7 protein-coding genes are annotated in these 14393 nt (G+C 50.2%); 6 read left to right on the top strand and 1 reads right to left on the bottom strand.

Annotation, left to right across the window (positions count from 1 at the left end):
* Positions 1-5: 5 nt before the first annotated feature.
* The 6 genes from FRZ59_RS09725 (at position 6) to FRZ59_RS09750 (ending at position 13136) form a co-directional block, all read left to right on the top strand.
* The gene (locus FRZ59_RS09725; RefSeq protein ID WP_158640594.1) at positions 6-3077 is read left to right on the top strand and encodes a SusC/RagA family TonB-linked outer membrane protein; all 3072 of its coding nucleotides are present in this window, start codon (positions 6-8) and stop codon (positions 3075-3077) included.
* Between the two features lie 4 nt (positions 3078-3081).
* Entirely contained in the window at positions 3082-4851 is a 1770-nt protein-coding gene (locus FRZ59_RS09730; RefSeq protein ID WP_132129520.1) for a RagB/SusD family nutrient uptake outer membrane protein, read from the top strand.
* A gap of 86 nt (positions 4852-4937) precedes the next feature.
* Positions 4938-6665, top strand: a complete 1728-nt coding sequence (locus FRZ59_RS09735; protein WP_132129521.1) for a hypothetical protein — start codon at positions 4938-4940, stop codon at positions 6663-6665.
* Positions 6658-8910: a DUF5722 domain-containing protein gene (locus FRZ59_RS09740; RefSeq protein ID WP_132129522.1), complete on the top strand. Its 2253-nt coding sequence runs from the start codon at positions 6658-6660 to the stop codon at positions 8908-8910. The genes FRZ59_RS09735 and FRZ59_RS09740 overlap by 8 nt, the downstream gene beginning before the upstream one ends.
* Positions 8911-9369: 459 nt before the next feature.
* The gene (locus FRZ59_RS09745; protein WP_207910301.1) at positions 9370-11139 is read left to right on the top strand and encodes a hypothetical protein; all 1770 of its coding nucleotides are present in this window, start codon (positions 9370-9372) and stop codon (positions 11137-11139) included.
* 233 nt (positions 11140-11372) lie between these two features.
* Positions 11373-13136 (top strand): alpha-L-rhamnosidase-related protein, encoded by a 1764-nt coding sequence (locus tag FRZ59_RS09750; RefSeq protein WP_132129523.1) that lies wholly within the window; start codon positions 11373-11375, stop codon positions 13134-13136.
* Between the two features lie 15 nt (positions 13137-13151).
* Here FRZ59_RS09750 and FRZ59_RS09755 read toward each other — a convergent pair whose 3' ends face one another.
* On the bottom strand, positions 13152-14282 hold the full coding sequence (locus FRZ59_RS09755) for a PDDEXK nuclease domain-containing protein (RefSeq protein WP_132129524.1): 1131 nt from the start codon (positions 14280-14282) through the stop codon (positions 13152-13154).
* Between the last annotated feature and the right edge of the window lie 111 nt (positions 14283-14393).

The following is a 14393-nucleotide window of genomic DNA, read 5'->3' on the forward strand; positions in this document are numbered from 1 at the left end:
ATCATATGATACCGCATATAGTAATAAAATTCAGGCTGTGCCTTATGGTGGCGCTTCTGTGTCCCGCGGGGAGCCTGCTTGCCCAGGGCATGACCGATACCCTGCGGGGTAGGGTCAGCGACGAATGGGGAAACCCGCTGGGGGGAATTCTTGTTCATTCCGAGAACGGGAAGAACGGATCTTCTACTGACCTGGAAGGCTTGTTCAGCATTGCCATTAATGACGGGAGCAGTTACCTGGTCTTTTCCGGCGACGGCTACCTGAGTCAACAGGTGCCGCTGGCGCAGGAAACGGATTTCCAGGTTGAAATGCAAAGGGATGCTCACAGGAAAGATGAGATCGTACACCTGGGATATAGTTCCCAGCGAAGGGAAGCGCTTTCGGGCGCTGTAGCTACAGTGACCGGAGAAGAACTGGAACGATCCCCGGTAGCTAACCTCAGCCAGGCTTTTGCCGGCCGGCTGCCAGGTTTGTTTACCCAGGAAACCTTTTCGGAGCTTTCCCGGGCCAATACCGACCTTTTTGTAAGAGGAATTTCGGCGGCCAGGGCTACTGAACCGCTGGTGGTGATCGATGGAATTGTCTGCTCTTATCAAAGTAATGAAACACTGGAATATATTTCAGCGAATGAAATTGAATCGATTTCCATCCTGAAGGATGCTGCTTCACAGGCGCTGTACGGCATTCAGGGAGCAAACGGGGTGATTGTGATCACGACCAAGCGCGGACGGAAAGGAAAGCTGCAGATCAATGGCCGGCTTGACCAGTCCATGCAGGAAGTAACCACGCAACCCACTTTCTATAACTCGGCGGAATATGCGGAAATGCGGAACCAGGCAGCATTGAATGATGGCGAAGCCCTTCTGTTTTCGGCCGAAGATATTGCGCATTATCGTAACGGTGATCAACCCGATCTGTTTCCTAACAATAACTGGTATAACCGGTACATAAAGGACTTTGCTTCCATGCAGCGCCTGGGAGTGAACCTGAACGGCGGCAATGACAAGGTTCAGTTCTTTTCGAACGTCAATTTTATGCACCAGGGAGGGCAGTTCAATACGGAGCAGACCAGTTATGACCCGGCTCCCAACAACCTTTGGTTCAATTACCGCTCCAATGTCGATATGAACCTTAATGACTACCTGCGGGCTTTCGTCAGGTTAAGCGGGAATGTAAAAAGAGAACACACAGCCGGCGTAGGAAATGCAGATATTTACGGCAGTATTTTCCAGCTGCCTCCTACCATGTACGGCCCGCTTACTCCGGAGGGCCAGGTGGTTACGACCCAGCTTGTCGGGGCGCCCACCTACGGGATGCTGAACCGGACCGGTTATATTAATCATACGGTCACCAATACCACTTCCCAGTTCGGACTGGACCTGAATATGGACTTTCTTACCAAAGGCCTGAACCTGACAGGGATCTTTGCTTATCAGACCAATTCCGTAGGAAGTTTAAGAACGATCCAGAATTACGAGCGCTGGTTGAGGAATGACGAATCGGAAGAACTTGCATTTATAAAAAAGGGCGATGAACTCAATACGCCCCTTGCTTACACCAAAGGTCATCTCTTTTATTACCGTCTTACTTACCGGGCTACGCTGGATTACCAGCGGGATTTTGGCAAACACAATATAGGCGGAATGGCCTACATGTTTTACCAGAATCTTACAAAGAGTAATACGAACAGCCCGGAGCTGCTTCCTTATAACCGGGTAAGTTCCGGAGCCGAGATCAGGTACGGGTACGATAACCGGTATTTCCTGAAAGGCGATATTGGTTATTCCGGTTCGGAACAGTATGCCAGGAATACCCGCTATACGACTACTCCTGCTGTTTCGGCCGCCTGGGTGATTTCTAACGAGGAATTTATGCAGGAGGCTGCCTGGCTAAGCCAGCTGAAACTGCGCGCTGCCTGGGGAAAAACGGCGAATGATCAAAGCGGATTGGGACGTTACGCTTACCTGGATAATGTTACGGTGCAGGGCGGCGGGCCTATCGGCTACTTGCAGTACCTTGTCAATGAGAACCAGATTGGAAACCCGAACATTGCCGCTGAAGTATCCACCAAGCAGAACCTGGGGCTGGATATAGGCTTGTTCAATGCCGTATCTCTTTCCGTGGATGTCTTTAAGGAGCGAATGGAGAACATGGTGGTGGACGCCGCCGGCTCCATTCCCCAATACCAGGGAGTACCCTTACTGAATTACCCTGCCTTGAATGCCGGCGTATTTGAGAACAAAGGCTATGAAATCACGGCTGACTTTGTGAAGCGGCTGAACCGCGACCTGAGCATTCAGCTTGGAGGTGCGTTTACCTATGCAAAAAATACCGTCATCAGTCGGGGCGAAGCGCTGCGTACCGAAGATTACGCTTACCGGAAATGGGAGGAAGGATATTCTTTCGGGCAGCAGTTTGGTTACCTGGTGGATTACAGCAACGGGAACGGCTTCTTTAATTCAGCGGAAGAACTGGCAAACAGCGGCCTTACGTATGACTTCGGTGATCCACGTGTGGGAGACCTGATTTACCAGGACCTGAACCAGGACGGCAGCATTGACGAGCGGGATAAGGCGCCTGTTGGTCACGGCGCTGTTCCCCGCATTGTCTACGGGTTTTCCGGGGGGCTTACTTACCGCGCTTTTGATTTGAACTTCCTGTTCCAGGGGCTTGGCCAGTATGAGACCATGCTGGGCGGAACCGGCATCTGGGAAACGGCTTTCGATGGCGTTTTCGGCGCTCTGCATCGGAACGCCTGGACCGCCGAACGCTATGCAAACGGAGAAGCGATCAGCTGGCCGGCGCTTTCCCTGGAGAAGACGGTGAATCATGAAATGAGCGATTTTGTGAATTACGATCGTTCCTACCTTCGCCTGAAGAATCTTGAACTGGGCTATACATTACCGATGCAAACCGCAAAAGCGATATCGGCGGAAAAGATCAGGTTTGTCCTGAGCGGGCAGAACCTGCTTACCTGGGATAATATGAAGTCGGATGATTTCGGGCCGGAGGGCGCCGGATACACCTCTTTCCCGGTGTACAGGGTATATAGTCTGGGTGTTAACGTAATATTCTAACGATATGAAGCGATTTAAAATACTTTTGATGTCCCTCGTTACATTGGCGATGCTTTTTTCCTGTAACGAGCAGCTGGACCTGCCAACAGACGGACGCATTACCATGGACCAGGTTTTCAGCGATTATAACAGGACCAGGGGCTACCTTAACTCCTGTTACGGACACCTTCCCGCTCCTTATATGGACCGGGCTTCCTTTACGGACGAAGCCCAGGATGTCGATGATATTAATCCAGGTTCCAAGTTCAGCAACTGGTACAACGGAAATGTCACTGCCGTTAACTACCCGGCCAACTCAGCGGATGGCAGCCCCTGGGGACAGCTTTTCGAGGGTATCCGCAAATGCAATGTATTCCTTGAAAACATCCAGACCGCTACTGTCCGCGCTTCGGAGGAAGAAAAAGCGGGCTGGGTAGCCCAAGCGCGCACCCTGAGGGCGCTGTATTACCTTCAGCTGATCAAACGCTACGGCGGAGTGCCCATTTTTGACAAGCCGCTGGGAACCGATCACGATTTCTCGCAGGATCGCCGGGCTTCCTTTTCCGAAGTAGTGCAGTTTATCCTGGCCGATTGTGACGCCGCGCTTGCGGTCCCGAATACCCGCGAAGGTTTTCATTGGGAAATTTATGATAATCAATACGGTATTATGACACGGGCGGTGGCTTATGCAATAAAGTCACAGGCGGTTACCTATGCGGCCAGCCCGCTGTGGTCGGACGGCACCTTTACCTGGGAAGACGCAACCCGTATCAATGCGGAAGCGCTGTCGCAATGCCTTGCCAATGATTACCAGCTGTTTGACGAAACGCCTTCGCCGGACATTGCCCAAAACGCTTATGCGCTTTACTTTTTTACCTCCTCCAATGATCAGCGCGCCTCGGATAAGGAAACGATCTACCAGGCGGGCACCCAGATGGCGGTATGGAGAGATGCGGGCCTACCCAGCAATGAAGGCATGGTCAGCGCCGGCCCCAATCCTACGCAGGACCTGGTGGATAGCTATGAAATGGCAAACGGGGAAGCTCCCATTACGGGTTATACAGATGGGAACCGGCTGGAGCCCATAATTAACCCGGCTTCCGGATACGATCCGGAAAATCCCTACATGGGCCGCGATCCGCGCTTCTATGCGTCTGTTTATTATAACGGGGCGGTAAGGTTCCTGGACCAGCCCGACGGGAAAAAAGTGGAAACTTTTGTGGGCGGTGCGGAAGGCATTTCGGCCCAGGATTTTCAGCATACCCGTACCGGCTATTACCTGAGGAAGTTCAATAATTTCCGTTCTGGTGTAAATAACCAGGCCGACGGCGCCATCCGGTTATTTCGCCTGGCGGAATTGTACCTCAATTTTGCTGAATCGGCTTACCAGTCGGCAGGGCCTGACGTACCGGTTACGGCAGGTGATTTCTCTATGAGCGCAAGAGAGGCCGTAAGTGCGGTACGGGCACGGGCGGGTATGCCGCCTTTCCCGGCCGGCATGTCAAAAGAAGATTTTGAAATAAAATACCGGAACGAGCGGCGGGTGGAGCTGGCTTTTGAGGAACACCGGTTCTTTGACGTTCGCCGGTGGAAGATTCTTAGCGAAACAGGTCAATTCGTGACCGGCATGCGTATTACGCAAAATGGCGGCGCATTGGATTACGAGCGCTTTAAATTTGATAACCGCGGCAGTTCAGCGGATAAATTCCTGATGTACCCTATTGACCAGGCGGAAGTAAACAAAATTGTCGGGCTCACAGGTGAGAACTGGCAGAACCCGGGCTGGCTGGATTAATTTCTGGCTGGATTAATTCATTGTCTCCGATGCGGGCAGATTGACGAGGCTTCAGGCCGAAGGAGGCTTATTAAATTTACTGATTAATGATACGAGCAGGTATAGCTACATTTTTTTCAACCGCATTACTCCTGGCGGCCGGCGCGCTGAGCGCTCAGCCACTCTCCGGGGTGGACGGACTAGGCCGGGTCTTGCCGGGATATGAAGAGGTGGGCGGCCCTAAAGAAGGGAAGCATGTGGCCATGTTTTATTTTCTGTGGCATGGCGACGGTACTTCTCCGCATAGATGGGACCTTCATAAGATCATTAACAGCCACCCCGAGGTGCTGAATGATTTCGACAACCCCCACTGGGGCGGGGGTGGCATGTATTACTGGGCAGAACCAATCTACGGCTACTACCGGGCGGATGATTACTGGGTGCATTTGAGAAGCATGCAGCTGCTCAGCGATGCCGGGGTGGATATGGTAGTGATCGACGCGACCAACCGGCTTACCTATCCAAAACAAGCTGATGCGCTGATGAAAGCGATGGACGCATTACGTGCCCAGGGCAGGAAACCGCCGAAGATCGTGTTCTATACCAATACGGCTTCGGGCGAGACCATGCAGGAAGTGTATGATAATTTTTATAAGGAAGGCGCGCCCTACCGGCATCCCGAATGCTGGTTCTACCTGGAAGGGAAGCCGCTTGTCATCGGCCATTCAAAGGAAGCCGAAGGAACGGACTATAGGAAATTCTTTACCATCCGGGAGTCGCAATGGCCGAACGAGCCGCAAAAAGTGAACGGCTGGCCATGGATATCCTTTACAAGGCCTCAAAAGGTACATTATAACCATAAGGGGGAAGCGGAGATCATCAACGTTTCCGTGGCTCAGCATCCCAATCCCACAGCGGGGATGGGAGGCGCGGCTTTTTACGGGAATACCGATAACTGGGGCAGGAGTTACCGCGACGGCTCTCCCGGCAACCCCGTGGCGGATATCATCCACGGGTATAATTTCCAGGAACAATGGGACTTTGCCCTGAAGCAGGATGTGCCCTTTATTTATGTGACCGGCTGGAATGAATGGGTAGCCGGAAAGTTCGCCAGTCATGACGATAACCCCGAACATTCCTGGTTCTGCGACCAGGCCAGCCCCGAGTATAGCAGGGACATTGAGCCTACCCGCACCGCGGGGATCCAGGACCACTACTACATGCAGCTGGTGAGTAATATCCGGAAATATAAAGGAGTCGCTGCCAACCCGCCTCTGGGTAAGCCGCTGGCAATCCGCCGGATGGATGACTGGAAGAAAGTGAAGGTGCTTTACCGCGATTATACGGGGGATACCCGGGAACGCAATCATCCTGGCGCCCAGTCAGAGCCTCCGACTGTGTATACAAATAAGACCGGCCGCAACGATTTTGACTTGCTTAAAGTGGCCAGGGATGAAGAAAATGTGTATTTCTATGCCCAAACGGTTGATCCGCTGAGCCCGTCGGAAGGCAGCAACTGGATGCGGTTGTACCTGGATGCAGATAATGATCCCGCAACCGGCTGGAATGGCTATGACTTCAGGATAAACGGCGGAAATAGCCTGGAGCAATACTCCGGTGGAACCTGGAAAGAAACCGCAAAAACAACTTACCTGGCGGAGGGTGACCAGCTCATGATCACCGTGCCCAGAAAACTGATCCCCGCTTTTGCCGGCGAATTGAATTTCGAATTCAAGTGGTCGGACAATATGCAGGATGACAAGGATCCGCTGGACTGGTACATAAACGGTGACGCCGCTCCCGGGGGCCGTTTTAATTTCATGGTTAATGAATAATAGCCTTTTCCGCTGCGTGGCAGCCATTACTTTGCTTTTTGAAGCGTTATTTTTATTCCCCGGACAGGCGCTTGCGCAGGACGGTTATTTGCAGCTTTCTGCTGAAAATGCCAACGATATCGAACTTTCGGAAGCAGGGGCGGGCGCCTGCCGGGTGGAAGCAACCGGAGGCGATCCCTATTTGTTTACCGCGCCTCTTTCAGCTCCGCTCGAAAAAGGCCGCAGCGTACTTACTTTCGAATATTTCTCTGCCGGTTACCTGGACAAGTTTCAGGTGTTTTTTGGCCCACCAATTTCTGAAAATAACAGCCTTAGCGGCGAACTCGGCGTACGGGAAGGCTGGACGAGTTACTCACTGGACCTCAGCCGTGTATTGAATGACTGGGGAAAGAAAGGCGATTTTCTAAGGCTGGATCTTGGAAGCACGCCAGGTTACCAGCTGCAGATCCGGAATATCCATTTCAGGAAACCGAATGCGGAGGAACAAGCCCGTGCGGCCAATTACGAAAAAAATAAGCGCCGGCAAGCTGTGCAAAAGGTGGCGCTGAAGAAATACCTTTACAATGATTATCCGCTGGAACTCACCCGGGTTTCGGTAAAGACGGACTCGATAATTATAGAAGGCACGTTGTTCAAGACCGGAGGCAAGCTTTTTCTGGCCGAAGTGCCGTTACATGAAGATATTGCCTGGGAGGCTTCCTTCGAATATCTTTTTGATATCCCCGCTGAATTTCAGTTTGACATTCCTGCCGGGAAATCGAAGGTTTTCGCAGGAACGCCGGAAAGCACGGCGGAGCATTCCGGCGTTAAGAGAAATGCCTCAGCACCTGTGGCAAAAACTGGCATGACGGCGGGTAAAACCGGGTTCCGGATGGCAATTCCGCGTTACCGGCTTGCAGACGATCACCAGGCTGATCGTCTGCTATCCAAATGGGTCATTGTTGAGAAGGAGGGCAAGGACGTCCGGCTATTATCTCATGCGCGATATGCGGATCATATCGAATCGCTATACGACCTGCCTGAAAAACACCTGGCGGGTAAGAAGGGCATAGGCGGCTTTCATGCCGGTAAATATACCAGCGACCTCGATTCCCTGGGCATTACCAGTGTCACGGTGAACATGTGGATATCGAAAATGCTGCGTTCTCAGCCCTCAGACAATACCATTTCCTTTGAATACGGCGGAAAAACTTACTATGCCGACAAAAACTGGGTGGAACGCCATGACCGTACCCTGCAGGAGACGGCCAAACGGGACATACTGGTTTCGTCCATTGTCCTGATCGATAAAGCGGTAAATACCCCTGATAAGACAATCGGGGCTATTATGGAGCATCCGGACTGCGATCCTGCGGGTATTTACAGCATGGCGAATATGACTTCGGCTGAAGGAGTGGAATATTACGCGGCGGCCATGGACTTCCTGGCAAAGCGTTACAGCCGCCCGGATAAACAATTTGGGCGGATCCACCACTGGATCGTTCATAATGAAGTGGACGCCGGCTGGGTATGGACGAATATGGGAGAGGCTGATACATTGCTTTTCATGGATACCTATCATAAATCCATGCGCCTGGTGCAGAATATAGCCCGGCAATACAACCCTCATTCAAAAGCTTTTATTACGCTTACTCATTACTGGAACTGGACCCTGGATAAACATTTCTACCTTTCCAAAGACCTGCTGGAAATACTGCTGGAATATTCTTCGCTGGAAGGAGATTTTGACTGGGGAATTGCTCATCATCCTTACCCGGAATCGCTTTTCGAGCCTAAAAGCTGGGAAGACGAAAAAGTGGATTACACCTTTGATACCCCGCTGATCACGTTCAAAAACATTGAGGTGCTTGACGCCTGGGTAAAGCAGCCTTTCACCATGTACCTGGGAAAGCATAAACGGACAGTTTTTCTTTCCGAGCAAGGTCCTAATTCCAGGGACTATAGCGCAAAGAGTTTAGCCGAACAGGCCGCAAGTATGGCTTACGTCTGGAAAAAGATGGAAGTACTGGATGGCATTGAGGCTTTTCAGTTTCATAACTGGATGGATAACAGGGGAGAAGGAGGGCTGCGTATCGGGCTGCGGCGGTTCCCGGATGATGAAGAGGATCCGGCAGGCAAAAAGCCGGTTTGGTATGTGTTCCGTGACCTTGGCACGCCGGCGCAGGAAAAAGCCATTGAATTTGCGAAGGACGTTATTGGGATTGATGATTGGGAAGAGGTTCGGTATCGGAAGGCTGTTGAATGAAGTTTATAGTTTTAGTTTTTAGTTTAAGGTTTAAAGTTCAAGGTTCAAAGAGTTTATAGTTTTTAGTTCAAGGTTTAAAGTTAAAGGTTCAAAAAGTTTATAGTTTTTAGTTCAAGGTTTAAAGTTCAAGGTTTAAAGAGTTTATAGTTATAGTTTAAGGTTTAAAGAGTTTATAGTTATAGTTTAAGGTTTAAAGAGTTTATAGTTTTTAGAGTTCAAAGTTTTTCAAGGTTCAAAGAGTTTATAGTTTATCGTTTTTTGGAGCTTAAGATTCGACGTTTAAGGTTTAAAGGGTTTTTAGTTTTTAGTTTTTGGGGGAGAGGGTTGTGTTGGGTGGAAATCAGAATGTAGAAATTAGAATAAGGAGGTAATGTGAAAATAGTTGATGGAAGAATTGTTAGTGCTGGCCGGGGCGCGAGAATGTTTGCTGCTGTTGGGGTGGTTTTTTTGTTGTTGACGGTGTTTTCTGGTGATTTGTGGGCGCAGCGGGACGGGGCGAATTATGGGAACGGGTTGCCGGCTACGGATGCTTTGGGGCGGGAACTTCCGGATGTGGAAGAGGTTGGGCCGGCGCGCAAGGATAAGTTTATTGGCTTGTTTTACTGGACCTGGCATACCCGGCTGTCTGAAAACAGCGATGCGCCTTACAATGTGTCTGAAATACTTGCTAAAAAGCCGGAGGCGATCAACGATTATAATGATCCAATCTGGCCTTCGCCGAAACAGGCAGGCTCCTTTTTCTGGGATGAGCCGCTGTTTGGCTATTACCTGGATACCGATCGATGGGTGCTTTACAAGCATGCCGAAATGCTGGCTGCGGCTGGCGTGGACATGATCATGTTTGATTGTACCAATGGTGATCTTACCTGGCCGGAATCCTATGAGGCGCTCTGCGAAGTGTTCACGGAAGCTCGTAAAAACGGAATTAAAACGCCGAAGATCGCGTTTATGCTGGCTTTCGGCCCTTCCGAAGGCAGTCTGCAGGCCATGAAGGATATTTACACGAATCTTTATCAGCCGGAACGTTACAAAGATCTGTGGTTTTACTGGAAGGGCAAGCCCCTGATCATGGCCTATCCGGAAACGCTGACGGATGTTCCGGGAGACGAGAAGGAAACAGGGCTTCGCCGGGAGATGCGTAACTTCTTTACTTTCCGCCCGGGTCAACCCGTATACAATAAAGGTCCGCAACGCCCGGATCACTGGGGATGGCTGGAGATAAGCCCGCAGCACGGCTTTGTGAAAAAGCCGGACGGCAGCTTTGAACAGGTAACGGTAGGGGTTTCCCAAAACTGGTCGGCGGAAAGAGGCCTAACCGCCATGAATGCACCCGGATCTTTCGGAAGAAGCTATACGAACGCCAACGGACATTCTGATAAACCGGAGGCCGTAAATTATGGCCTGAATTTCCAGGAACAATGGGAACGGGCGCTGGAAATTGATCCTGAGCTTGTTTTTATCACTGGCTGGAACGAATGGATCGCCGGCCGTTACGAGGAATGGCAGCAGCAGCATAATGCATTCCCCGATCAGTACAACCAGGAACATAGCCGGGATATAGAACCGATGAAGGGCGGTCACGGAGACAATTACTACTATCAGATGGTTGCGAATATCCGCCGCTTTAAGGGAATGCCGCCGGAGCCGGAAGTTTCTCCTTCCCTTAAGGTTTCCGTAGACGGTAAGTTTGACGAATGGCAGCAGGTAACGCCAGGGTTCAAGGCCCATACAGGCAACACGCTGCACCGGGATAGCCCCGGATGGAAAGGGAAGCATTATACGAACACTACTGGCCGGAACGATATTGTTCTGACGAAAGTAGCCCGCGATAAACGAAATATCTATTTTTATGTAGAAACCGCCGATGATCTGAGCCCTGCCGGCCAGCCCGGCTGGATGCGCCTGTTCATCGATACGGACCGCGATAAGAAAACCGGCTGGGAAGGCTACGACTATGTAGTGAACCGGGTAAGCCCGGGCAAAAAGGCCGTAGTGGAGAAGAGCAAAGAAGGCTGGAATTGGGAAAAGGCCGGCGAGATCAGTTATGCGGTCAAAGGCAGGCAGCTGGAGATCGCCATCCCCAGGTCTTTACTCGGCCAGCGCGGGCATGTTGACCTGGAATTCAAATGGTCGGATAATATGCAGGAAGAGGGAAATATTACCGATTTTCTCCTGAACGGCGACGTAGCGCCCATGGGCCGCTTTAACTATCATTACCACGCAGACTGAAAGGTCGCGAAGACAGAACTATCGCGCGGACCGGACTGTCTCGCGCAGACCGGACTGTCGCGCAGGCTGGAAGGTCTCGCGCAGACTGAACTGTCCGGGAGAGCGAACTGTCAATCAAAGTGTGCTGTTTTTATCCTGGGAGTTCGGGTCTACAGGAAAGCACAGGATGCCGCTTTCTTTCTATTAGCTGAAATTGCGTTTTTAATTTCCAACCGGATTAACCTTTATTGACCATGATAAAAAGAATGATCATTATTGCTCTTGTGTGGGGTTCCCTGCTTTCTTATGATGTCCTTGCTCAGCTTCCTCCTGTGTTTGGAGAAAAGTATGAAGAGCTGACCCAGGATGATCCGAGGGTCAGGAAATATATCAGCCCGCTGCGTATCGTATGGCAGTCGGATGAAAGCGGAAAAACCATTGAAAATGCCGCCAAATTGCTGAAACCGGGAAACGGGCAGGCGGAACTCATTAATAATGATCTCTGTATTCTCAGGAGTACGGATACGGAAAAGCCGGGCATTCTCCTGGATTTTGGAAAAGAGCTTCACGGAGGGCTGCAGCTGGTTACCGGCATGATGGCCAGCAAGGACCCGGTAAAAGTACGTATCCGTTTCGGTGAGTCGGTGAGCGAGGCGATGTCGGATATCGACACGATTAACGGAGCTACCAATGACCATGCCATGCGGGACTTTATCGTGGAACTTCCCTGGCTGGGTTCCCTGCAGGTAGGGAATTCCGGGTTTCGCTTCGTGAGGATAGACCTGGTGGACCCGAATGTGGAATTACTGCTGAAAGAGGCAAGGGCGGTTTTTATTTATCGTGATGTTCCCTACCTGGGCTCATTTAAGAGCAATGACGAGCGGCTGAACCAGATATGGGAAACGGGGGCTTACACCGTGCATCTGAACATGCAGCAATATCTCTGGGACGGTATCAAGCGCGACCGCCTGGTATGGGTAGGAGACCTGCATCCCGAGGTAATGACGGTGAATGCCGTTTTTGGCTATAATGAAGTGGTGCCGAAAAGCCTGGACCTGATCCGGGACGCCACTCCTTTGCCGCAATGGATGAACGGGATCAGCTCTTATTCCCTCTGGTGGATTATCATTCACCGCGACTGGTACAATTACCACGGTGACCTGGAATACCTGAAAGAACAGGAAGAATACCTCAAGGGACTGCTGTCCCTGTTGCTGACCAAAATTGACGGCAACAAGGAAGCGCTGGACGGCATGCGCTTCCTGGACTGGCCTTCCAGCGAAAATGAGAAGGCTATTCACGCCGGTTTGCAGGCGCTCATGGTAATGGCCCTGGATGCGGGCGCTGAGCTGAGCCAGGTGTTGGGAGAGAATACGACCGCCGGGCAATGTGAAGACGCGGTGGCCCGTTTGCGGAAACACGTACCGGATCACGGCGATTCGAAGCAGGCTGCTGCCATGCTTACCCTGGCGGGAATGATGGATGGTAAAAAAGCGAACAAGCAAGTGATCGCCGTAGGCGGTGCGGAGAATTTTTCCACCTTCTATGGATATTATATGCTTCACGCAAAAGCAGTCGCCGGCGATTACCAGGGCGCCCTGGATAATATCAGGGAATACTGGGGCGGCATGCTTGACCTGGGCGCCACTACCTTCTGGGAAGATTTCGACTTATCCTGGCTGGAAAATGCCGCTCCCATCGATGAAATTGTTCCCGAGGGAAAAACGGATGTCCATGCCGCTTATGGAAATTACAGCTATAAGCAGCTTCGACACAGCCTTTGCCACGGATGGGCATCCGGCCCCACTTCCTGGCTCACCCGTCACGTGCTGGGAGTCAGCGTAGTTGAACCTGGTAGCAAGGTCATCCGCATTGAGCCGCACCTGGCAGACCTGGAATGGGTAGAAGGAACCTTTCCCACTCCCTACGGCGCAGTAAAGATCAAGCACACGAAAAAAGCAGACGGCAGTATTGCTACGGAAGTGGATGCGCCGGATGAGGTGAAGGTGTTGAAATAAGGTTAAAAAAGCGAGTTAAAACGTTTTATTGTCTGTTATTAAGTTCCTTAGCTCTTCTTCAATGTGCTTTTTTAAATGATCCATGTCAGGCAGCCGCACCATATATTTTTGAATGAAAAGGTTTTCATCCATTCCCGCAGTAGCATATTTAACCAAAGCGTGATCTTTTTCCGCAACAAGGAGAATTCCAACCGGAGGGTTATCGTTGTCTTCGCAAACTTCATCTTTATAATAATTCAAATAGGTATTAAGTTGCCCGATATCTCCGTGTTCAAATGCGCCTATTTTAAGTTCCAGGAGTATATGACTCTTCAATATCCGATGATAGAAAACCAAATCAATAAAGTAGTAGCTTTCTCCGATCAAAATTCTTTTTTGGCGCGCTTCCAAACAAAAGCCGTTGCCCAACTCAATGATAAACTGTTGTAAATGATCAAGTAAAGCTGTTTCTAAATCAGATTCTTCTACCACGGAACGGGTAGAGATATCCAAAAACTCAAACGCATAGACATTTTTTATTACGTCTTTTGGAGCCTGTGGGACTATTTTTTGTCGAATCATATTAGCCAGTTTTTCAGGATGGCTGGAAAGACCGCTTCGTTCAAAATATAGGCTGTTAATTTGTCGTTTCAGTTCTCGAACACTCCACGTCCCTTTGATGCATTCGACTTCATAAAATGTGCGTTTTAGTGGGTCATCAATGTTTAGTAATAATTCCAGATGAGAATAGGAAAGTTTCGATATAAGCTTATCTGGTGGAACTTGTAATTCTTTTTCTAATTGTGGGGACACTGTTCCCACAATTCTGAGACTATCTTTTGTACGCAGCGTCTCAAGAATCTTATTGCCGGATATATGGTCGGACAGTATTTCGCGTAATTGAGGGTAAAAGAGATAGAATTCTCTAAATCTAAAAAGGGATCGCTTATCGATTCCCTTGATATGGCTTAATTTATTCGCAACGTTTTCAATTAAGCCTGTCCCGTATTTTGCCCTGTCTTCCCCGCTTTGTTCAAATTCAACAATGTAATACCCAATTAACCAATTTCTCATAGTTAATGCCTGATTGACTGCATTAACTGCAACACCCTGCAAGTTTTGGTGAACGTTTTCAATAGTGGACAGGAGATGTTCAAAATTTTTCATTCTTGCGACTAACCAGGTCCTGAATTTCTCGGTGAAAAGACTTCTTTACACAGGTGCGACAAGCTTGTCTCCACCAAGCTTCTTGATAGAATAAATGCGCGTAAAGATACT

The sequence above is a fragment of the Anseongella ginsenosidimutans genome (genome assembly GCF_008033235.1).
Classification (GTDB): domain Bacteria; phylum Bacteroidota; class Bacteroidia; order Sphingobacteriales; family Sphingobacteriaceae; genus Anseongella; species Anseongella ginsenosidimutans.